We start from the raw sequence: 20,655 nt of genomic DNA on the forward strand, positions 1-20,655 counted from the left end.
TCCATACGCAGGCTTACAGATTCCATGCGACTATAGAAATTACCTGCCGGCAGGCGTTTCCTACGCAGGAGCCGCCGGGGAATGCGTCTGACCTCGTTGAAAAGACGTGGGTTAGGAGCGATTTGGGGCGTCCAAGTTTGGCACTTCACTTGATATAAGGAGAAGCGGAGCGCAACCGGGTTGCGCCTCGATGGACGCAGGAGCCATTGAGAGAACAGAGGCAGGGCCCTCTCAGGAACTGCCGACGCTCCCAGAAATTTGGAGGAAATGCAATGAAGATTCGTAGTTTATTGGCGCTATCGCTGGCCACCGCGCTGATGGCGCCTGCACTCGTAGCGCAGCAGGATACGACGGCGACCAAGCCATCGGCTTCGACGCCGGCAACCTCGGCTCCCGCAGGGGAGTCCACTTCGAAGGCGGCAGATCAGTCCACCGATCAGACCTCGGGCATTAGCGAACAGCAGGCTAAGAGCGATCAGAACATGAGCGCCCACCAGCCCTTGCAACCGGATACGCGCGAAGGTTTCTGGGGACACCTCAATCCCTTCGCCCGCAAAAAGTATGTGCAGCGGCAGATGGCCCCGGTTCGTGACCGGGTGAACGAACTCGATGAGCTGACGGCGGCCAACTCAAAGTCAATTAAGGATGTGGACGCGCGGGCGACACAGGGAATCCAGATGGCGTCAGCCAAGGCCAATGAGGCTGATCAGCACGCTATCGATGCCGGCAATCGCGCTAACCAGGCCAATCAGACCGCGCAACAGGCCAGCACCCGTCTGCAGACGGTGGAACAGGTTGTAACCAATCTCGACCAGTACAAGTCGATCAATGACACGGAAATCCGTTTCCGTTCCGGGCAGACGGCTCTCAGCTCAAAGGCCAAGGAAGCTCTCGATCAGATTGCGGAAACCTTGAAGGAGCAGAAGGGCTATATCGTGGAGGTGCAAGGCTTCGCTCCTGGTACCGGTCCGTCCGCAGTCAACGCGTCGCAGAGAATGGCTGAATCGGTGGTCCGTTATCTGGTGGTCAATCACGAGATTCCGGTCTACCGCATTTACACGCTGGGCATGGGCAATGCGAAACGGACTCCGGCCGCGGCATCGACCGAAGGCCAGAGCGCGCAAGCGCAGACTTCAGCGAAGCCGTACCGTGGACCTCGCGTTGAAGTCAGCGTGCTCAAGAACGCCAGCCTGGATCAGTTGAACGCGGGTGGTTCGGCTCCCAGTACTACGAGCCAGGCGAACCCGACGTCCGACAAGGCTGTAGTCTCGATGAACCAGAAGTAGGCTCACCATGCCAGTCCTCCCCCATTCATAAATGCGGGTGAGGCTACGGAGGTTCATCAGGGGATACAATCCCCCCGGCAGGGCCCGTCACGAGAGTGGCGGGCCCTGCGCTTTGAAGAAGCAATCAGCAGTCAATAATCAGCAATCAGGCAAACCAGAGGGTTTGAGATAGCAATCAGCGGGGTAAAAGTCCGTTTCCCCAAGGGGCTAAAGCCCAGGATTTATGCGGCTCTGGAGGGCGCGGCGAAGCCAAACCGATTTATGAGATAGCTTCTGAATGCTGATTGCTTCTGGTGTTAGCATCGTCCAAGGAAAATATTATGCGGACGATCTACTACTCGACGTATGCCTCTCCCATCGGCCTGCTGTTGCTGGGAGTGTCGGATCGCGGGCTGGCGTATTTGGAGTTTGCCCGGCGAGGGAACACAGCGAAGAAACGTCCAGGCTGGGTGGAGTCTGAGGAGAAGACGGCGCCTTACCGCGAACAACTGGATGGCTACTTCCGTGGCGAGTTGAAAGAGTTTGATATACCGCTCGACCTGGAGGGCACCGAGTTTCAGAAGCGCTGCTGGAACGCGTTGCTGAGGATTCCTTATGGCAAGACGCGCTCTTATGCCGAGATAGCGCGCGCGGTTGGCAGTCCGCGAGGCTTCCGCGCGGTGGGTATGGCAAATCACGATAACCCGGTTGCCATTGTGGTGCCCTGCCATCGCGTGATCACCTCGGACGGCAAGTTGGGCGGATATGGCGGCGGCCTGGATGTCAAGGAGAAGCTGCTGAAACTTGAAGGCGCTTGGAATGGCCAGGCGGAGCTTTTTGGCAGCACTCATCGGCATCGCAGTCCGAAGACGAAGTCCTCAGCCAGAGAGGCCGCTCACCAGTCCCGCCTGTCATCCTGAGCGAGGACGCGGCATATCGATCCGCGTCCGAGTCGAAGGATCTGGTGTTTAGGTTCTGCCCGCCAAAGAACGCAGGATTTTTCAACTCTGGATTGGTTACGCTATCCTCACTCAACAGGGCAGGCTTCAGACGGAGAAATGCAGGCTAACAACAACTTAGTGCGCTGCAGCTGGGCTAAGAACGATCTGGCGATCCAGTATCACGACGAGGAATGGGGTGTGCCCCAGCACGACGACCGCATCCTGTACGAGTTCCTGGTGCTGGAAGGGGCGCAGGCCGGCCTGAGTTGGGATACGATCCTGCGCAAGCGTGAGGCCTACCGCGAGGCGTTCGAGGGATTCGATCCCGAGCAGGTCGCAAGGTACCTGAAGCCGCAAGTCGAACGGCTGCTGAAGAATCCGGGAATCGTGCGCAACCGCATGAAGATTGAATCGGCGGTGCAGAACGCAAAGGCGCTGCTGCAGGTGAAGGGCGAATTTGGCAGCTTCGACAAGTACATCTGGAAATTTGTCGGCGGGGAGCCGCTGCGGAACTCATTTCGCAAGTTGAGCGACGTTCCTGCTAAAACATCCCAGTCAGACGCGATGAGCAAGCACCTACGCAAGCGAGGTTTCAATTTCGTGGGCTCGACGATCTGCTATGCATTCATGCAGGCGGTCGGGATGGTGAACGATCACGTGGTGGGATGCTTCCGGAGAGAGCAGGTATAGGGCCCGAACCTAACTCGGAGCTAGTACACGTCCAAGTCCCGCCCGATGACGAACTCTCCCTTGTACCGCGAGCCAATCTCTTCCTGCAGCACTTCCGGAGTAGAGCGAAATGAGCCAGCGCCGGCCATAGAGGAGAGAAATTTCGGCGGTGCGATTCCTGGCCGGAAAGCTATGGTGTGATACACAACCAACAATTTCGGTCTGGATTTGGTCGCAAGGGCCGCGAGTTGTTCGGTGGTTGTGTGGTATTTGGTTACGAATGAGTGCATGCGTTCCGGCATTTTCGCGTACAAGTCCAGCAGCTGCGCCTCGTGAACCAGAACATCACAGCCATTGCAAGCCTTGATCGTCTCCTCGGTCGGGCTGGTATCGCCTGAGATCACGATGCTGCGGTCGGGTGTATCGAACCTGTATCCGTAACTCAGCATGGCGTGTTTGGTCGGAAAGGCAGTGACGGTTACGTTGGCGTCCTTATAGACGACACCCGGGCTGATTTCGTGTGAGTTGACTTTCCAGCCATCAGCTATTGCACGTTGGTTTCCCTCTGGGTTGGTGCGGGTCTCGATGTCGATGCGATAAGCCTCAAGGATATGCTCGGTCATTGAGTTCAATCCGGTGGGACCATACACTTCGAGTGGCGTACTCCTGCCTGAGGTCCATCCCGTGAAGATCAGATCCGAATATCCGGCGGTGTGATCGGAGTGGAGGTGTGTCACAAAGGCTACCTTCAGATTGCCGGGTTCGAGTGCCGTTATACCCCTATCAAGAACAGCAGCCTGGGCGCGACGCACAATACCAGGTCCGAAATCGACAAGATAAACGCTATCGCCAACCACGATCGCTGTCGCAGGACCGGAATGCTCAGGATCGGGTATCGGGGTGCCTGTTCCGAGGAGCACGACCCTGGTCCGGGCCGCGCGTTCGCTTCTTACCTGGCTAGCCAGTTGTTGAGACGCGGCCGAAAGCAGCGCCAGCAGCACAGCAGAATGGAAAATGAAACGAAGGATTTTCATACGATTCTCTGGTGAAGGCATACGCGGGTGACGTTCGTCCTCGGACTTGATGGCTTGGACGGCAGCTTGCAACATTTATACCCCAAAGGCCCAGCCCACCAGTGCCTCAAACTGCTCCAAGCGTGTATTAGACTTTAAGCATGGCCGCACACCAGCACAGCGCTGGACATCCCCACGGTGGCGATTCTTTTAACGTGCTGCGGCTGTCCCTTTTCCTGACGGCCGGGTACATCGTCCTGCTGGTGATTACCGGGATACGCGCCCACAGTCTTGCGCTGCTTTCCGAGGCCGGGCATAACGTCTCTGATCTGCTGGCGCTCGCCTTGTCGTTGGCCGCGGTTTATCTGCACAGGCGTCCACCAACCGCCACCAAGACTTTCGGCTACCATCGAGCCGGCGTCGTCGCGGCGTTCCTGAACGCGCTGACGCTGGTCGCGGTAGCGTTCTACATTCTGGTAGCGGCGATCAAGCGCCTATACATGCCCCTGGGAGTGCACGCCGGGACCATGGTCTGGGTAGGCGTCGTCGGCATGCTGATCAACGGAGTGATCGCCATCATGCTGTTTCGCGAGAGCCGCGGCGATCTGAATATACGCAGCGCCTTCCTGCATATGTTCGGCGACACCGTCTCGACGGCGGCGGTGATCGTAGGCGCGGTCGCTATTCTGCTGACTGGCCAGCAGTGGATCGATTCTGCGCTCTCCTTTGGCATTGGAGCCCTGATCCTGTGGTCCTCGTTCGGGATCGTGCGCGAAACGCTGAATATACTGCTAGAGGGCATTCCGCGCGGGATGGAGTTGGAGCGGGTAGCCGACTGCATTAGCGGCATTAAAGGCGTAAACGACGTTCATGACCTGCATATCTGGAGCATCGGGAGCCAGACTCACGCGCTGTCTTGTCACGTCAGCATCGCCGACATTCCCCCCTCGGAGAGCGAGATGATCCTGCGGCAGGTGCAGGAGAAGCTGGCGGTGGAATTCCAGATTCGCCACACCACCATCCAGTTCGAGCACGTGGTATGCGACGTAGCCCATGGCTGCTTGATTCCGACTGAGCACAGCAGGCGCGATGAAACCAGCCACGGATTTCACGGATCAGAGGGATTAGAGCGTTAGATCATAAGACGGACAGAGATGGGCTCCTTCCTGCTTGCATGGTTGCGGTACCCGTATTCCCGGGCTGCATGACACATCGAGCCGGCCGCATTTGTAGTCAGCCGCGGTCAATTTCGCTATTTAAGAGCCAAGAAATAAGAGAAATCCGTGGAAATCCGCACTAATCCGTGGCGGTGAACTCTTTTTTCATGCGGTCGTAGGTAGTCTGCAGGTCCTCAGGCAGAACGCGGGTTTCCCCTACGGTGGTCATGAAATTGGAGTCGGCGACCCAGCGCGGCAGCACGTGCATATGGATATGTCCTGCCACGCCTGCGCCTGCGGCTTTCCCGATATTCATACCCAGGTTGATGCCGTCAGGGTGGTAAAGACGGCGCAGGATCGTCTCCAACCGCTGTGTAGTGCGCATCATCTCATCGGCAGCAGGGGTCGGAAGCGACTGCAGCTGGTCGAGGTGCTGGTAGGGTACGACCATGCAGTGCCCCGAAGTGTAGGGAAACGCATTCAGGACCACGAAGCACGACGGGCCACGATGCACGATGAGCGATTTGCGGTCGTCCTGCTCGGCGGCCATGGCACAAAATACGCAGGCGGGCATCTGGTCGGCGTGGGTGACATAGGCATAGCGCCAGGGTGTCCACAGGTAATCCATAGGTGGGAAGAGGGTAGCAGAGGCGCAAAATCAGGCCAGGCTGGAGGAAAAAAACAGCGTTCGTGGCGTGATGAAATTTGTTACGGAGTCGTTACATTAAATTGCGGAAAATTTATTGTTTACATCAGGAAAAAAGCGCCGGAGTTGTTTGACACTCGCAACAAGCGGTTGCTATAGTCGAGAGGTCTTGAGGAGCAGCAAGCTTCTGCAAGATCCGGCCGCTGGACCGTCTCAGCCTGGAACAGGGCTTACACCCGCAGCACCACGCCAGCAGTCCGCAAAGCGCTGAAGTCCCCGTATCATCCATGTGCATCAGGTGCACCAATCATGGCTTTGTTTAACGACGAAACCGTAGTTCACAGCGAAGAATCTCAGTCCAACACGCAGGCTTCTGTCGAGGAACGTGCATCCGAGCCAGCGAGCGCGACCCAGGAATCCAGGAATGTGGAGTCGCGTTCTGGCGAAGCCGAAACTGCCACGGCTCAACGCTCTGGCGCCGGCGCTTCCCGGAACGAAAGAGAAATGATGGAAGACTTCGCCACCGCGCTGGAAACCTTCAACGCCGAACCCGAGCCGGCACTCTCTGACGATCGACTGCTGAAGGGCCTGGTCCTCAAGATCACTCCTACCCACGCAGTAGTGGATATCGGCACCAAGTCGGAGGGCATGGTACCCATCGCCGAGGTGCAGGACCACGAGGGCAACGTAACGGTCAAGCCCGGGGAAGAGATCGACGTGATGGTCGAGAAGGGCGAGACCGAGGAGGGTTACGTCAACCTCTCTCACCGCAAGGCGCAGCGGCTGCGCGCCTGGGATGAGATCGAGAAGGCGTACAACGAGAAGACCGCGATCAAGGCGCGGGTGGTGGACCGCATCAAGGGCGGACTTACGGTGGATATCCTCGGCGCGAACGCCTTCTTGCCGGGATCGCAGGTGGATGCGCGCCCGGTGCGCAACCTGGATGGCATGAAGGGCCAGAACGTTGATGTTCGCATCATCAAGCTGAACAAGAAGCGCGGCAACATCGTGGTTTCGCGCAAGCAATTGATCGACGAGGAAATATCGGCCAAGCGAGACAAGACACTCGAACATCTGCAGGAAGGCGCGGTGCTGACCGGAACGGTGAAGAACCTGACCGATTACGGCGCCTTCGTGGATCTGGGCGGAATCGACGGCCTGCTGCATATCACTGACATGTCCTGGGGACGCCTGACGCATCCGCGCGACCTGGTTAATGTCGGCGATCAGATCCAGGTCAAGGTCCTGAAGTTCGACAAGGATAAGCAGCGCGTATCCCTCGGGTTCAAGCAGCTGACGCCCGATCCCTGGCTGGACGCAGCGGAGCGCTATCCGGTAGGCGCACACGTCAAGGGACGCGTGATCAGCGTGACCGACTACGGCGCTTTCGTTGAACTGGAGCAGGGGATTGAGGGGCTGGTGCACGTAAGCGAGATGACCTGGTCCAAGCGCATGAAGCACCCCTCGAAGATCGTGAACGTGGGTGACGAAGTCGAAACCGTGGTACTCAACGTGAACGGACCGGAGCGGCGGATTTCCCTCGGCCTGAAGCAGCTATTGTCAAATCCGTGGGAGACCCTGCACCAGAAGTATCCGGTTGGCGGCACGGTCGAAGGCCGGGTTCGGAACCTTACGGATTTCGGCGCATTCATCGAGATTGAAGATGGTATTGACGGCCTGGTCCACGTAAGCAATCTCAGCTGGACCAAGCGCGTAAAGCATCCTTCGGAAGTGCTGAAGAAGGGCGACCGTGTGAAGGCGATCGTGCTGGGCATCGAGCCGGAGAACCGGCGGCTCTCTCTCGGTGTGAAGCAGTTACAGCCCGATGTGTGGGAGACGTTCTTCCAGCAACACCGGGTGGGCGACGTGATTCACGGCAAGGTGCTGCGGCTGGCAAGCTTCGGTGCGTTTGTCGAAATTTCCGAGGGCGTAGAGGGTCTCTGTCATAACTCGGAAGCGGTGGATGAACACGGAGCGCCGTTGAAGCTGGAAGCCGGTCACGAGTACGACTTCAAGGTCATCAAGATGAACCCGGCGGAGAAGAAGGTCGGACTGAGCATCCGTGCGGTAGGCGAAGAAGCCACCCGCGCCGATGTGGAGGCGTATAAGCACCCGGCATCGAGTGCGACATCAACCATTGAAGAGCTGATGTCCTGGAAGCGGGCGAGCAACGACCAGAACTAAAAGCCAACGAGAATGAACATGAGGCCGCCAGAAAATGGCGGCTTTTATGTTTGAATGAGACTTGGTCGGATAGTTTGAATTCAGCCCTCACTATCAATTCCTCACCATCGAAGCCCTTCTTTACAATTCTGTGGGTCGGCTTGATTGCCGGTACGCTCGACATCGCCGATGCCCTCATCTTCAGTTATTTCCGCGGCTTCGGCCCGACGAGGGTATTTCAATACATCGCCAGCGGTCTGATCGGCATGAGGTCGTTCCGCGCCGGATTGGCATCAGTCGCGCTCGGCCTGGTGCTGCATTACCTGATCGCGCTGATTTGGACCGCCATTTTCTATGTGGCCAGCCGCAAGCTTGCGATCCTCACCCGCCGTCCGGTGATCAGCGGCCTGCTTTATGGCGTGGTGGTGTACTTGATCATGAATCTGATCGTGCTGCCGCTCTCTGGAGTTCCCCACTCCCCGCGACCAGTCACGATCGCGTCCCGCGTGAATGGCATTTTGGCGCTGATGTTCTGCATTGGATTGACTATCTCTCTGCTGATGCGCAGGACTTCAGCCAGAAGCTAAGAGTGTCGAACACCGCCATCCCTTTGGGCATGAGAGTTCGTGGATCTTGCGTCAACAGGCTCGTGCCGGGTTTTGAGCGCGAGCGAGTTGAGATGATGACGAAACTGGACATTCCGCCGTCAGATGGGATCGTAATAGGATCGGGTCCGAACGGGTTGTCAGCGGCCATTGCGCTGGCGCAGGCTGGGCTGAAGGTCACAGTGCTGGAAGCGCAAGCGATCCTTGGAGGCGGGGCCCGATCCGCTGAACTAACCCTTCCCGGATTTGTGCATGACCCGGCGTCTGCGGTACATCCGCTGGCGGTGGTGTCGCCATTTTTTCTGAGTCTGCCGCTGAACCAGTACGGCCTGGAGTGGATCCAGCCTCCCGCACCCTTCGCTCACCCTCTGGGCAACGGGCGCGCCGCCGTTGCGGAACGCTCGCTCGAAGCGACGGCTGAAAATCTGGCTATTGACGGAGAGCGCTATCGCCGGCTGATGCGGCCCTGCATTGATGCATGGCAGCAGACGCTGGCGATGGCTTCAGGGAAGCTGCCGCGACGGCCATGGAACCTCGCGCGCTTCGGATTGGAGGGATTGCGGTCGGCGGCAGGAATCGCGCGGCAGTTCAAAACGGAAGAAGCGCGTGCGCTATTGGCTGGGTCAGCGGCGCATTCGACGCTGCCGTTGGAAGATGCTGGCTCATCGCTGATCGGCCTGGTTCTCCATGCGATGGCACACACCGGCGGCTGGCCAATTCCTAAGGGAGGGGCACAGAAGATTTCCGATGCGCTGGCCGGCTATTTTCGTTCATTAGGAGGCACGGTTTTGACGAACACGCGAGTGGAATCTCTGGCACAACTTCCTCCTGCTCGGGTGATCCTCTGCGACCTGACTCCGCGGCAGTTGGCTGAGATTGCCAGCGACCGTCTGCCGGCTGGCTTTCATGCCAAGCTCTTGCGGTGGGTTTATGGGCCGGGAGCTTTCAAGGTCGATTGGGCGCTGGAGGCGCCGATTCCGTGGAGCAATCGGGGATGCCTGCGCGCTGCGACCGTTCATATCGGTGGCAGCCTGGAGGAGATCATCCAATCAGAAGAGATAGTGAATCGAGGAGGCCATCCTGAGAAGCCGTTCGTGATCCTGGCGCAACCTACTCTGTTTGACTCCACGAGGACGTCTGCTGGGCGTCACACTGCGTGGGCCTACTGTCATGTTCCGAATGGATCGAGGTTTGATATGTGCGAACGTATCGAGGCGCAGATCGAGCGCTTCGCTGCTGGATTTCGAAAACGGATCATGGGTCGTTCGGTAATGACCCCGGCAGCGCTCGAGCAGAGCAATCAGAACCTGATTGGCGGAGACATTGGTGGAGGGGCACAGAATTTGAAGCAGATGATTTTTCGGCCGACGGCTCGACTCTACATGACGCCGGCAAAGGGGCTGTATCTGTGCTCGTCGTCTACGCCGCCAGGCCCGGGCGTGCATGGCATGTGCGGATATTTCGCCGCGAAACTGGCGCTGCGGAGATTGTGCTAAGACCCTGAGCTGATTGTTTCCCCCAAAAATCACGGCCGCCTTTTACGGCGGCCGTTTCCAAAGGGAGGAAGTTAGCGAAGGAGGTGTGCAATCAGTTCCAGAAAGGATTATCAAGACCTGCCGGAGGCAGATCCACGGCCACGGAATCCGGCTTGGCTTCTGCGCTCTCCGCTTTTGCAGCATCAGCCCGCGGTTGGCAGAAACACGGCCGTGTGGCCGTGTACTCAACGTGGCAGTATGGACAAATCATAGCGTCTCTCCATAAACCAGCTTCGGCAGCTGCACAAAATCAACCAGTGTCATTAGAAATGCGTAGGCCTGCAAAAGAGAAACGCAAAATTGTGATGTTGCGAATCGAAAAATCGAAAGTTGGAAAGTGAATCGAATTAACTATCTGCAGCGCGGCTGGTGCCGAATTTCTTGGCGGTAGTTTGCATGATGAGCTCAATGAATGCGGTGGCGGAGCGGGGGAGGCTGCGGTCCTTGCGGTAGATGACACCCAATTCGCGCCACAGATCGCAATCCTCCAGCGGAATCAACTTCACCTGTCCGGAACGAACCTCGTCGCGCGCAAAGCTGGCGCTGATGATGGAGACTCCCAGCCCGGCAGCGACAAATCCCTTGATCATGCCCACGCTGGGCAGTTCCATACGTATCTGCAATTGCGACTGAAACGGCCGGAACAGACGATCAAGGATCTGGCGAGTGAAGCCGGTCTTGGGAAAAATCAGAGGTTGGTCGGCGACCACGCTCACCGGAACTGCAGAGCGCTTAGCCAGCGGATTTTTGGCATCGACCATCAGCATGAGACGGTCGCGGAAAATAGGATGGATGTGCAGGCTGGGCGCCTTAACCGGCAAGGTGGCGATGCCCACGTCGATGGAGCCATCGTCAATGCGCTCCAGAATTTTCCTGCTAAAGTTGCGGTAGATGCTGATCTGCACGTCGGGGTAGAGGCGCGAATATTCGGCAAAGACATCGGGCAGGACGTAGAGGCAGGTCGCCTCGTTGGCGCCGATGGCGAGGACGCCGCGCGGGGCATTCCCCTGGTCGGCGACCGCGCGCAAGGATTCGCGCCGCAGATTCAGCAGGCGCTGGGCATACTCGAAGAAGACTTCACCTGCGGGGGTCAGACGCACGGTTTTGCCGGCGCGGTCGAGAAGCTTTTCGCCGTACTCCTCCTCCAGTTGGCGGATCTGCGCGCTCACCGCCGACTGCGAGCGGAAGACTTTCTGGCCCGCGCGCGAAAAACTACCGAGCTTGGCAACCTCGACAAAGGTTGTGAGCTGATCGAAGTCCATGATGGAATGCGCTGGATTATATAGAAAGTTGCCCGGCGGAACAGATTAAGGTTGCTTCAAATTCGAAACGAGCGACTGTTTTGGTCCATGCGGTTTTTCGGCGAGTGAAGCTGCAGCCGGCAGCGCGGTAAAATTCTCTGGACGACGCTAACCGGACGGTTAGAGTGCCGGGTCAATGCGCCAGGCAGGGAATGTCGGCATGACAGCCAACACGAAAAACAAGAAGAACAACGGTATCGGCTACTGGATGGCAGAGGTGTTGAAGGAGGCTGATAAGGCCGCAACCGATTTTTCAGCCGATCCGGTGCATGATTTGCGGGTAGCGATTCGCCGATGCCGCTCGATGGCAGACGGTTTTCGCGCGCTCGATCCGGCGCCGGCATGGCGGAAAATGAAGAAAGCCGGCAAGGCGGTTTTCAGCAGCCTGGGAGAACTGCGCGATGTCCAGGTCATGCACGAATGGGTTCAGAAACTGGGCAGCGAAGATGATCTGGTGACGCAGCGGCTGATCGACCACTGCGTCCGCCGGGAACGCGAGTTGAAACACCATGCGGCCGCTGCCTTGCACAGCTTCGATCGCAAGCAATGGTCGGAGTGGGCGGTGGAGTTGGAGCAGCGTGCGCGCCGTTTCCGTCCCGGCGGCGACTTATTCCAGGTGGTTGCGCTCGAGAGATTGCAGGAAGCCTACCAACTGCATCGGGTAGCCATGCGTAACCGCAGCAAGACGGCCTATCATGCCGTGCGCATCGGGTTAAAGAAATTCCGCTACATGGTGGAGAACTTCCTGCCTGCGCCCCACCAGGCGTGGGGCAAGGACTTGAAAGAACTCCAGGACCTGCTGGGTGAAGTGCACGATCTGGATGTGCTGGAAGATACGGCCCAACAGATTGGAGCCTATGCCAGCTCCAAGGGCCGCGCTCGCTGGCGAAAGCGCATCCGCGAGGAACGGGACTTACGACTGAAGAGATATCGCGAGAAGATGGTTGGCCGCAGCTCGCTATGGATTGTCTGGCGAGCAGGGCTTCCAACGGGAGAACGGCTGAAGAAGGCTATTGAACGCAAATTGCGGATCTGGGCGGCATTTCTCGATCCTGATCCGTTGCACACGCAACGGGTGTTACGGATCAGCCTGCAGTTGCATGATGGCCTGCGCCGATTCGGTCTGTTGCCCGAAGCCAGCGACGGCATACCGTGCCGAGATCTGCTGAAGACAGCAGTATGGGGACACGAAGTGGGGCGCGCGAAAAGCGCGCAAGGTCATCACAAGCGATCGCAGAGGTTGATCGCGGAGTTGGACCTACCGCCAGGCTGGTCGCGCGAGCAGCTGCAAATGGCAGCCCTGATTGCCCGCTATCATCGCGGCGCATTACCGCATACGGATCACAGGCTTTTTCAGGAGCTTACGCCGGAACACAAACGGATGGTCAAGTCCCTCGCCGGGGTGCTGCGGCTGGCGGACGCTTTCGATAATCCCCACAATGGCCTGGCTCACGATGTGAAACTCGAGAAGCTTAGCAATTGTGTCCTTGTGCGAGCGCCGGGATACCGGGCAGATAGCCGTCGCGCGGAAAAACTGGCAGCGGCGAGGCACCTGCTGGAGACGAGCTGCGGTGTCCCCATCCTCATCCGTAAGGCGCGCCCCGCAGTGAGAGCCACGCCACAAGCCAAATAGAAAGGGCGCAGGAATTACCCCGCGCCGAAGATGCAATCAACTCCAGGACAAGCTGACTAGCGTTTGATGGTAAGCGGTGCAGCCAATTTAAAACTCAGGGCGGTCTCCGCGGGCAGAGAAATGTCACGGGAATTACCCGTCAGTGCCGATCCGGCAGTACCTGCGCCAGCTCCGACCAGCGCTCCGATGGCCGCTCCCTTACCGCCACCAGCCAAGCCCCCGATGAGTGCGCCACCGGCACCACCGCCTCCAATCATGGCAGCTGTGCGCTTGCCTTTACCGGTGGTCGTTTGGCTTACAGTTGCGGTATCGATATTGTAATGATGCCCGCGTGCAGTTACTCCAGTCAGCCTCAAGCTGAGAGTGGCAGCCCCTTTGAACTTGCCGGCAGCTTTGGCTTCCACGACTTCGCCTTCAACCGCGGACCCGGACGGTATGGCGGTTGCTCCTCCGACAGATACTGGAGACATCAAACTTCCGCTGAAGGGCTGTCCCGCCTGACTGGTCTTCGATCCCACCGCCGAATCCAGCCGCACCTTAAGGACGGTGCCTGCTGGAACCACCAGCGGAGGTGGTGGGGCTTTTTCCGCTTCAGCAGGCGGCTTGGCGGCTTCGGAAGCTGCGGGTGGAGTCTGAGGAGGGGCAGTCTGGTCCATTCCACCTCCCGCTGAAGCTGGCGGCTGGCCTGTTTGCGAAGCAGACTGCTGGCCAGAAGCAGCTTGTTGCTGTTGCTGTTGTTGTGTGTTGTCGCTGGAAGCTGGCTGTTTATTGCATGCCGTGATCGATAGAAGCGCCAGTAGAACCAGCAAAGTGATCGGGCAACGATTCTTCATGGAATCCCCCCAAGTGAAAGCAAGAAATTTAATTCCGGCGCGACAGAGTCAAGGACAAGCGGGCCTGGTACAGGATCGCACAGCTATTCTCCGAAGAGTTGGCTGTAGACGAAGCCTCCAATTGCAGCTCCCAGGATGGGGGCCACCCAGAATAACCACAGCTGAGCCAGGGCCCAACCTCCGACAAAGATGGCGGGACCAGTGCTGCGAGCCGGGTTGACTGAAGCATTCGTCACCGGTATATCGACGAGGTGGATCAGAGTAAGGCCCAGTCCGATGGCGATAGGGGCAAAACCCTGGGGAGCCCGCTTATCAGTCGCACCAAGGATGATCATCAGGAAGAAGAAAGTCAACACCACCTCGGCTACAAAGCAGGATAAGAGACTGTAGCCGCCCGGGGAGTGTGCCGCATACCCATTGGAAGCGAAGCCGGCCGCCGTCGTGAAACCCTCCTTGCCGCTGGCGATGACGTAAAGCACACCCGCGGCAGCGATGGCGCCGGCAACCTGGGCAATCACGTAGGGAATCAGCTCACCCGCAGGGAAGCGCTTTCCCGCCACCAGGCCGACGGAAACTGCCGGATTGATATGACACCCGGAGATGTGACCGATGGTGAAGGCCATGGTAAGCAGGGTCAGCCCGAAGGCGAAGGCAACGCCGAGAAAACCGATGCCCAATTGCGGAAAAGCGGCGGCCAGCACGGCACTGCCGCATCCTGCAAAGACCAACCAAAAGGTTCCGAAGAATTCCGCTGCTGTGCGCTTAGAGAGACTCATTTCTCACCTCGAGTGTAGAGAGCATCTGGCTCTGTTGTTAGTGGGAAATGCAGTTCGCGTTTAGGCCTGGACGTATAGGCGCGGAGGCTGAACTTTAAACCAGCGGCGCTTTGCCCGGACATTGGGATTGGCCCAGGGCTCAAATCTGTTTGCTCAGTGTGCAAAACAATCTGTGAGATTTTCGTTTTACGCAAAGGCACGGCTTGCAGGTATCGCGAAGCTGTATAACACTCTCGTCGAACAGTTAGTGAATTTGTCTGAGGCGGAATTTAGTCAGCAGCTCCCCTCAGCGTTGGCCGATAGCTTCCAGCTCACACTATCTAAGCAAAACAAGGGGGACAGTATGGCCACAACGTCGGAGCAAAAACGACTGGACGATATGCGGGAACTTGAGGCCGCATGGCGGTTTTGGGGTCCGTATCTGAGTGAGCGGCAGTGGGGCACGGTGCGCGAAGACTACAGTGCCAATGGTGATGCCTGGAGCTACTTTACCCACGACCAAGCACGTTCTCGTGCCTATCGCTGGGGCGAAGATGGGATAGCCGGGTTCTGCGACGAAAAGCAACGACTGTGTTTTGCCCTGGCTCTATGGAATGGAGAGGATCCTATCCTGAAGGAACGCCTGTTCGGGCTAACCAATGCCGAGGGCAATCACGGCGAGGACGTCAAGGAATACTACTTCTACCTGGACTCGACTCCCACGCACTCCTACATGAAGTATTTGTACAAGTATCCACAACATCCCTATCCATATGACGACCTGGTAAAGACGAACACCAAACGAGCTCGAACAGAGATGGAGTACGAGCTGCTGGATACCGGAGTGTTTGACGATGATCGTTACTTCGACGTGTTTGTGGAATATGCGAAAGAGTCGGCTCACGATATTCTGATTCGGATTACGGCATGCAACCGCGGTCCGGATGCGGCGACACTGCATATCTTGCCCACGCTGTGGTTCCGTAATACCTGGTCATGGGCAGGAGAGAGTAAGCCCCAGCTGGAGCAACTGGAGGGGCGGAAGTCTTCGGGAATTCGGGTGGTACACCCAACCCTGGGTGAACGGTTCTTGTACTGCGATGCCGCCGTTCCTTTGCTGTTTACGGAGAATGAAACCAATAATGAACGGCTCTTCCATACTCCGAATACCAGTCCGTACGTGAAAGACGGGATCAACAATTTCATCGTTGAAGGAGATATCAAGGCGGTAAATCCGCAAAAGACCGGCACCAAAGCAGCAGCGCATTATCAGATCGAAGTTCCTGCAAACGGCAGCCGGGATGTGTGTTTACGCTTGACTAGCCTTGCTCCGGCCTTGCTTTCTCAGTCCTATCCCGGCGGTGATCCGCTTGGAAAGCACTTCGATACGATTTTCGCCAAGCGTCTGCAGGAGGCGGACGATTTTTACGCCTCCATCACTCCCCCAGCACTGAACGACGATCAGAAATCCGTGATGCGGCAGGCGTTGGCGGGAATGCTCTGGACAAAGCAGTACTACTATTTCGATCTGGAGCGCTGGCTGGATGAGCATGGTGTGGATGCGGTGTCCGGCAAAGGCGCCCGCACACGCAACACGCAGTGGTTTCATATGATCAATGACGACGTGATCTCTATGCCGGACAAATGGGAGTATCCCTGGTACGCAGCATGGGATCTGGCGTTTCACACGGTGGCGTTGTCAATGGTTGATCTTGATTTTGCCAAGCAGCAGCTCGACCTGATGTTGCGCGAGGTGTATCTGCATCCGAACGGCCAGATTCCGGCCTATGAATGGAATTTTGGCGATGTAAATCCTCCGGTGCACGCCTGGGCGACCTACTATCTTTACCAACTGGAACGTGAAATGCGCGGGCAAGGTGACGTGGAATTCTTGAAACACGCCTTTCAAAAGTTGCTGCTGAATTTCACCTGGTGGGTCAATCGGAAGGACTGTGAGGGGAGAAATGTCTTTGAGGGGGGCTTCCTGGGGCTGGACAACATTGGCGTATTCGACCGGAGCTCTGCGCTACCGACGGGAGGTTACCTGGAGCAGGCAGATGGCACGGCATGGATGGCGTTCTTCTGCCAGACGATGTGCGAAATTGCTTTCGAACTGGCTACCCTGGATGACGCTTATGAACCGATGGTTCTGAAGTTCATCGAGCACTTCTTCTGGATCGCAGGCGCTATGGACCGGGTGGGAATCAATGTTGACGAGATGTGGGATGAGGAAGATGGCTTCTTCTACGACCTTTTGAGACTCCCGGATGGCGAGGCGGCACGCATCAAAGTGCGCTCCCTGGTCGGCTTACTTCCTTTCTGTGCTGTGACTCTGGTGCATAAGGCAGCCCTGGACAAGTTTCCGAGTATCGCCACGAGGGTGAAGAAGTTTCTGGATAAGAGACCAGATCTGGTTGCCAACATACATCCCGTCGATAAACCGGGCCAGGCAGGGCGCAGATTACTGGCCATCATGGATGAGAAGAAGTTGCGGCGGGTCCTTGGCCGGATGCTCGACGAAGAACGTTTTCTAGGCGACTATGGGATTCGTTCACTCTCCCGCTGGCACCTGGACCATCCTTACGTGCTGAAGGTGCATGAGGAGGAGTACAGCGTGCAGTACATGCCAGCGGAATCCAACAATGGCATGTTCGGGGGGAACTCCAATTGGCGAGGGCCGATCTGGTTCCCGATCAATCTACTGATTCTGCGAGCCTTGCTGGTTTACTACCAGTATTACGGCGATGATTTCCGGGTGGAATGCCCGACCGGCTCTGGTCAATTGATGACACTTGGCGATATTGCCTTCGAACTTGGTGGCAGGTTGGCGAAGATTTTTCTTCGCGATCGCGCTGGTAAGCGCGCGGTTTACGGAGGGAGCGAGAAATTCCAAAACGATCCACACTGGCGTGACCACATTCTGTTTTATGAATATTTCCACGGCGATAACGGCGCAGGGCTGGGAGCGAGCCATCAGACGGGTTGGACAGGCGCTGTAGCGCGGCTAATCCAGATGTTGGGCGCCGCCACGCGCCAGGATTTTCTGGAAGACAAGGGCAAGGCGGTCGCGACCCGAATTTACGCCGGGGGGAGTTTGGCGGTTGCCAGCTAGCGATTTCAGGCCCTCGTTTAGAGACGAATCATGAAGCTGTTCAGGGCAATTGTCTTAGTGTTGATCTGCGCGGGAACGGTTGTGTCCACGCAGGCGATACCGTTGCTGGGCGGCGCCCAAACAAAACAGGGGGCAGCCCCAACCTCTTCCTCGCCGCCGGCGCCCTCGCCAGCGCCCGAGCCGAGTGACCCACTCGGCCGTCGAACTCCTCGAGGCACCGTCCTCGGATTCTTGCAGAGTGCACAAGTAGGAAATTACAAGGGAGCGGCTGACTACCTGCAAATGACCAAGAGCAGCCGCGCCACGGATGGCGAACAACTGGCAGAACAATTGCACAAGCTGATGGACCGCGATTTCGTCGGTAATGTGGGCAAAATCAGCGAGCAGCCGGAAGGCTCAGTCCAAGCCGGCATCCCTTCCGACCAAGAACGGATCGGGACGTTCGAAGTCAATGGCGAACAACATGAGGTGCGCCTGGTTCGGGTACAAGATCCGCAGGCAGGGATGATCTGGCTCTTCTCCAGGGAAATTCTGCAGAAGGTGCCCGCCCTTTATGGGGATATCCAGGAGAGCAGTCTGGAAAGCAAGCTGCCGAAGAGCCTGGTAGAGAACCGCGTTTTTACCATGCCGCTGTGGCGATGGATTGCGTTCCTTATCTCCCTGGCATTTTCGGTTGCGCTGGCTTGGGGAACTGTCCAGCTCTTTCAACTATCGCGGCGATTTGCGATACGCCTACGGAAGCGGGAACCTGATCAGCATTTCGGCACCATTTTCGTTCAGCCATTCGTGCTATTGATTGCCACGGTTATCAACGCGATCTGCGTGCGTGCGATCGGCTTTTCCCTGCTGGGACGGCATTACTATTCTTACTTATTCAAGCTAGCCTTCGTCTTTGGCTTTACCTGGCTGGCATCGCGGGCGATTAATTGGTTCAGCTTGAAGATGCATGAACGAGCCGCACGCGGCCGGCCGGGAGCGAGTTCACTAATTCTGCTCGCTCAGCGTGTGCTGAAGGTGCTGGTGGTGACCGCGGGATTTGTAGCTGCTCTCTCTTCCCTGGGAGTGGATACGACTGCCGCCCTGGCGGGCCTCGGTATTGGCGGAATCGCCTTGGGGTTGGGCGCTCAGAAAACGCTGGAGAACGTCTTCGGAGGAATTTCAGTGCTGGCCGACAAAGTGATCAAGGTGGGCGATGTTTGCCAGTTCGGCGATCGCACGGGCAGCGTGGAAGATGTAAGCCTGCGCTCAACTCGTATCCGTACGGTGGAACGCACTGAACTCTCCATACCCAATGGAGCGTTGGCCACCATGAACGTTGAGAATTTGAGCCGGCGTGACAAGATTCTGTTCAAAACCAATTTTGCACTGCGCCATGAAACCACACCTGATCAGCTCCGTTGCGTGCTGGTGGGAATCCGACAGATGTTGTATCAGCATCCGCGGGTGGAAACCGACTCTGCACGGGTCCGCTTCATCGAATTGAGTCAGAGTTCACTGTTGCTGGAACTGTTCTGCTACATCGTGACCGTCGATTTCGCCGAGTACCTCGCGATTCGCGAAGACCTTTTGCTGCGCGTCATGGATATTGTGCAGGGCGCAGGAAGCGGATTCGCCTATCCGTCGCAGACCCTGTACTTGTCGAAGGACGCGGGGCTGGACCGGCAGCGTTCAGAAGCCGCAGAGCATACGGTCGAGGAATGGCGCGAGACCAACCAATTGCCGTTCCCGGATTTTCCGCCCGAGGAGATTCGCGCCATGCGGAATACACTGGAGTATCCCCCGAAAGGCTCTGCCACATCTCCCCCGCCCAAGACAGCTCCCGCGATCAGAGATGGCGGAGTGCGGCGTAGCTAGCCGGGTGCGCACAACTGATCGCGAATTCCGCTTAGGCCTTGTCGAAAGGCTTGTCGGTCTTGATTGGCACGGCGGCGGCGCCGCCAGCCGCTTCCTTCTGCGCTGGCTCGGCGTTTGAAGCGCTGGGTGCGTCAGGGTCGACCCCGCTTGTGACCGGAGTGGCTGCGTTCAGAATTGCGGGAGTAGCTGATGGTCGCTGCTGAGGTTGCTTCGTTCGCAACGCTGATTTGATCGCTGCGGAAAGGGCATTAATCCCATCCTGCTTGGCGACCACCGACTGAATTCCTGCCTTGCCGGCTTCCAATTCAAGCTGGGGACTGGAATGGAGCGTATACAGAATTACGGGAACTGCCGAAAGGTGCCGCAAGATTTGTTTTGCAGTAGTGAGTCCGTCCATCTGCGGCATAGCCAGATCGAGAAGAATAACGTCAGGCTTGAGCAGTTGGGCCTTCTCAACTGCATCTCTGCCATCTACAGCTTCGCCACAGACTTGCCATTCACGATTGGATTCGAGAAATTTCCGCAACTGCTGCCGCATGGTCAAGCTATCGTCGGCAATCAGAATGCGCGCAGGCATAACAGTTAAGGCTTGTGGCTGGGGAACCAGACGGAAAGCGCGCGAGGAGCCTCGACGACCTGGGTCGAAAGTAGTTACTACTCTCGGGTGATAATCCTATCAAGATGGAACTGGACGGACAAGCGCAGAAAAGAGAGTACGAGTCGGCCTGCATGACGACCTGGCGACGGCGCGATCTCACCAGCTCGTGCCGGCTGAGTGCTGATCGCTGAGTGCTGATACTGGTCTATTTCTTCCCGTAAGCGTCCGCACCTAAAAAGTGCAGCGAAACATAAGGCTCATCGCCGACCACCCAGCTATCGTGGCCGGGTGCGATGTGGAAGACGTCGCCTGGACCCATCTCAATAATGCGTCCATCGTCCATAGCGACCACTCCGCGGCCGGAGATAACCATGCCGACATGCTCGACCTGGCAGCTCCTGGTACCGATCTGCGGAGCGATGTGCTCCGACCACTTCCAACCGGGGTCGTAGCGAGCACGGCCGAGTGTCATCCCACCCAGCCGAACCACATCAAAGCGGCCTTTCTCGAAGGTGATGGTCTCATCGGGCATTTCGAATCGCTTCAGGATTACATCAAGCATAGGAACACCTCTG

The 20,655-nt window shown here is 57.5% G+C and carries 17 protein-coding genes; 10 read left to right on the plus strand and 7 right to left on the minus strand.

Features of this window, described 5'->3' with window-relative positions:
* Nucleotides 1–272 precede the first annotated feature (272 nt).
* The 3 genes from VEG30_02630 (at nt 273) to VEG30_02640 (ending at nt 2,896) form a co-directional block, all read left to right on the plus strand.
* A complete protein-coding gene (locus VEG30_02630) occupies nt 273–1,286 on the plus strand; it encodes an OmpA family protein (protein ID HXZ78796.1) in 1,014 nt (337 codons plus the stop codon).
* 320 nt (nt 1,287–1,606) lie between these two features.
* The gene (locus VEG30_02635; GenBank protein ID HXZ78797.1) at nt 1,607–2,185 is read left to right on the plus strand and encodes a methylated-DNA--[protein]-cysteine S-methyltransferase; all 579 of its coding nucleotides are present in this window, start codon (nt 1,607–1,609) and stop codon (nt 2,183–2,185) included.
* A gap of 138 nt (nt 2,186–2,323) precedes the next feature.
* Nucleotides 2,324–2,896, plus strand: a complete 573-nt coding sequence (locus tag VEG30_02640; GenBank protein ID HXZ78798.1) for a DNA-3-methyladenine glycosylase I — start codon at nt 2,324–2,326, stop codon at nt 2,894–2,896.
* 20 nt (nt 2,897–2,916) lie between these two features.
* On the opposite strand, the gene VEG30_02645 is transcribed toward VEG30_02640, so the two are convergent.
* Entirely contained in the window at nt 2,917–3,909 is a 993-nt protein-coding gene (locus tag VEG30_02645; GenBank protein ID HXZ78799.1) for an MBL fold metallo-hydrolase, read from the minus strand.
* Between the two features lie 140 nt (nt 3,910–4,049).
* On the opposite strand from VEG30_02645, the gene VEG30_02650 reads away from it, so the two are divergent.
* Entirely contained in the window at nt 4,050–5,024 is a 975-nt protein-coding gene (locus tag VEG30_02650; protein HXZ78800.1) for a cation diffusion facilitator family transporter, read from the plus strand.
* A 160-nt stretch (nt 5,025–5,184) separates the two neighbouring features.
* On the opposite strand, the gene VEG30_02655 is transcribed toward VEG30_02650, so the two are convergent.
* A complete protein-coding gene (locus VEG30_02655) occupies nt 5,185–5,673 on the minus strand; it encodes an HIT domain-containing protein (protein HXZ78801.1) in 489 nt (162 codons plus the stop codon).
* Between the two features lie 327 nt (nt 5,674–6,000).
* On the opposite strand from VEG30_02655, the gene VEG30_02660 reads away from it, so the two are divergent.
* The 3 genes from VEG30_02660 (at nt 6,001) to VEG30_02670 (ending at nt 9,955) form a co-directional block, all read left to right on the plus strand.
* Nucleotides 6,001–7,875: a 30S ribosomal protein S1 gene (locus tag VEG30_02660; protein ID HXZ78802.1), complete on the plus strand. Its 1,875-nt coding sequence runs from the start codon at nt 6,001–6,003 to the stop codon at nt 7,873–7,875.
* 74 nt (nt 7,876–7,949) lie between these two features.
* On the plus strand, nt 7,950–8,441 hold the full coding sequence (locus tag VEG30_02665; protein ID HXZ78803.1) for a hypothetical protein: 492 nt from the start codon (nt 7,950–7,952) through the stop codon (nt 8,439–8,441).
* Between the two features lie 92 nt (nt 8,442–8,533).
* Entirely contained in the window at nt 8,534–9,955 is a 1,422-nt protein-coding gene (locus VEG30_02670) for an NAD(P)/FAD-dependent oxidoreductase (protein ID HXZ78804.1), read from the plus strand.
* A gap of 386 nt (nt 9,956–10,341) precedes the next feature.
* On the opposite strand, the gene VEG30_02675 is transcribed toward VEG30_02670, so the two are convergent.
* Nucleotides 10,342–11,256 carry a LysR family transcriptional regulator gene (locus tag VEG30_02675; GenBank protein ID HXZ78805.1) on the minus strand — a complete coding sequence of 305 codons (915 nt, stop codon included), beginning with the start codon at nt 11,254–11,256 and terminating at the stop codon, nt 10,342–10,344.
* A 199-nt stretch (nt 11,257–11,455) separates the two neighbouring features.
* Here VEG30_02675 and VEG30_02680 point away from each other — a divergent pair, with 199 nt between their 5' ends.
* Nucleotides 11,456–12,928, plus strand: a complete 1,473-nt coding sequence (locus VEG30_02680) for a CHAD domain-containing protein (protein ID HXZ78806.1) — start codon at nt 11,456–11,458, stop codon at nt 12,926–12,928.
* Between the two features lie 56 nt (nt 12,929–12,984).
* Here the strand turns inward: VEG30_02680 and VEG30_02685 are convergent, their stop codons facing one another.
* A complete protein-coding gene (locus tag VEG30_02685; protein ID HXZ78807.1) occupies nt 12,985–13,761 on the minus strand; it encodes a hypothetical protein in 777 nt (258 codons plus the stop codon).
* A gap of 83 nt (nt 13,762–13,844) precedes the next feature.
* Entirely contained in the window at nt 13,845–14,537 is a 693-nt protein-coding gene (aqpZ, locus tag VEG30_02690) for an aquaporin Z (GenBank protein ID HXZ78808.1), read from the minus strand.
* 343 nt (nt 14,538–14,880) lie between these two features.
* Here aqpZ and VEG30_02695 point away from each other — a divergent pair, with 343 nt between their 5' ends.
* Together VEG30_02695 and VEG30_02700 are read left to right on the plus strand one after the other, a co-directional pair.
* Nucleotides 14,881–17,628, plus strand: a complete 2,748-nt coding sequence (locus tag VEG30_02695; GenBank protein HXZ78809.1) for a glucosidase — start codon at nt 14,881–14,883, stop codon at nt 17,626–17,628.
* Between the two features lie 30 nt (nt 17,629–17,658).
* Nucleotides 17,659–19,482, plus strand: a complete 1,824-nt coding sequence (locus tag VEG30_02700; protein ID HXZ78810.1) for a mechanosensitive ion channel domain-containing protein — start codon at nt 17,659–17,661, stop codon at nt 19,480–19,482.
* Nucleotides 19,483–19,513: 31 nt separating this feature from the next.
* Here the strand turns inward: VEG30_02700 and VEG30_02705 are convergent, their stop codons facing one another.
* Together VEG30_02705 and VEG30_02710 are read right to left on the minus strand one after the other, a co-directional pair.
* Nucleotides 19,514–20,059: a response regulator gene (locus tag VEG30_02705; GenBank protein HXZ78811.1), complete on the minus strand. Its 546-nt coding sequence runs from the start codon at nt 20,057–20,059 to the stop codon at nt 19,514–19,516.
* A 226-nt stretch (nt 20,060–20,285) separates the two neighbouring features.
* Nucleotides 20,286–20,642, minus strand: a complete 357-nt coding sequence (locus tag VEG30_02710) for a cupin domain-containing protein (GenBank protein HXZ78812.1) — start codon at nt 20,640–20,642, stop codon at nt 20,286–20,288.
* Between the last annotated feature and the right edge of the window lie 13 nt (nt 20,643–20,655).

Source organism: Terriglobales bacterium (assembly GCA_035624455.1).
GTDB lineage: Bacteria > Acidobacteriota > Terriglobia > Terriglobales > Acidobacteriaceae > DASPRM01.

What these genes read in the sequence shown, in the direction of transcription:
- VEG30_02660 (HXZ78802.1), top strand. Translation starts at nt 6,001, where the DNA reads ATGGCTTTGTTTAACGACGAAACCGTAGTTCACAGCGAAGAATCTCAG.
- VEG30_02710 (HXZ78812.1), bottom strand. Translation starts at nt 20,642, where the DNA reads ATGCTTGATGTAATCCTGAAGCGATTCGAAATGCCCGATGAGACCATC.
- VEG30_02650 (HXZ78800.1), top strand. Translation starts at nt 4,050, where the DNA reads ATGGCCGCACACCAGCACAGCGCTGGACATCCCCACGGTGGCGATTCT.
- VEG30_02640 (HXZ78798.1), top strand. Translation starts at nt 2,324, where the DNA reads ATGCAGGCTAACAACAACTTAGTGCGCTGCAGCTGGGCTAAGAACGAT.
- VEG30_02705 (HXZ78811.1), bottom strand. Translation starts at nt 20,059, where the DNA reads ATGCCTGCGCGCATTCTGATTGCCGACGATAGCTTGACCATGCGGCAG.
- VEG30_02675 (HXZ78805.1), bottom strand. Translation starts at nt 11,256, where the DNA reads ATGGACTTCGATCAGCTCACAACCTTTGTCGAGGTTGCCAAGCTCGGT.
- aqpZ (HXZ78808.1), bottom strand. Translation starts at nt 14,537, where the DNA reads ATGAGTCTCTCTAAGCGCACAGCAGCGGAATTCTTCGGAACCTTTTGG.
- VEG30_02680 (HXZ78806.1), top strand. Translation starts at nt 11,456, where the DNA reads ATGACAGCCAACACGAAAAACAAGAAGAACAACGGTATCGGCTACTGG.
- VEG30_02685 (HXZ78807.1), bottom strand. Translation starts at nt 13,761, where the DNA reads ATGAAGAATCGTTGCCCGATCACTTTGCTGGTTCTACTGGCGCTTCTA.
- VEG30_02645 (HXZ78799.1), bottom strand. Translation starts at nt 3,909, where the DNA reads ATGAAAATCCTTCGTTTCATTTTCCATTCTGCTGTGCTGCTGGCGCTG.
- VEG30_02655 (HXZ78801.1), bottom strand. Translation starts at nt 5,673, where the DNA reads ATGGATTACCTGTGGACACCCTGGCGCTATGCCTATGTCACCCACGCC.
- VEG30_02635 (HXZ78797.1), top strand. Translation starts at nt 1,607, where the DNA reads ATGCGGACGATCTACTACTCGACGTATGCCTCTCCCATCGGCCTGCTG.
- VEG30_02670 (HXZ78804.1), top strand. Translation starts at nt 8,534, where the DNA reads ATGATGACGAAACTGGACATTCCGCCGTCAGATGGGATCGTAATAGGA.
- VEG30_02630 (HXZ78796.1), top strand. Translation starts at nt 273, where the DNA reads ATGAAGATTCGTAGTTTATTGGCGCTATCGCTGGCCACCGCGCTGATG.
- VEG30_02700 (HXZ78810.1), top strand. Translation starts at nt 17,659, where the DNA reads ATGAAGCTGTTCAGGGCAATTGTCTTAGTGTTGATCTGCGCGGGAACG.
- VEG30_02695 (HXZ78809.1), top strand. Translation starts at nt 14,881, where the DNA reads ATGGCCACAACGTCGGAGCAAAAACGACTGGACGATATGCGGGAACTT.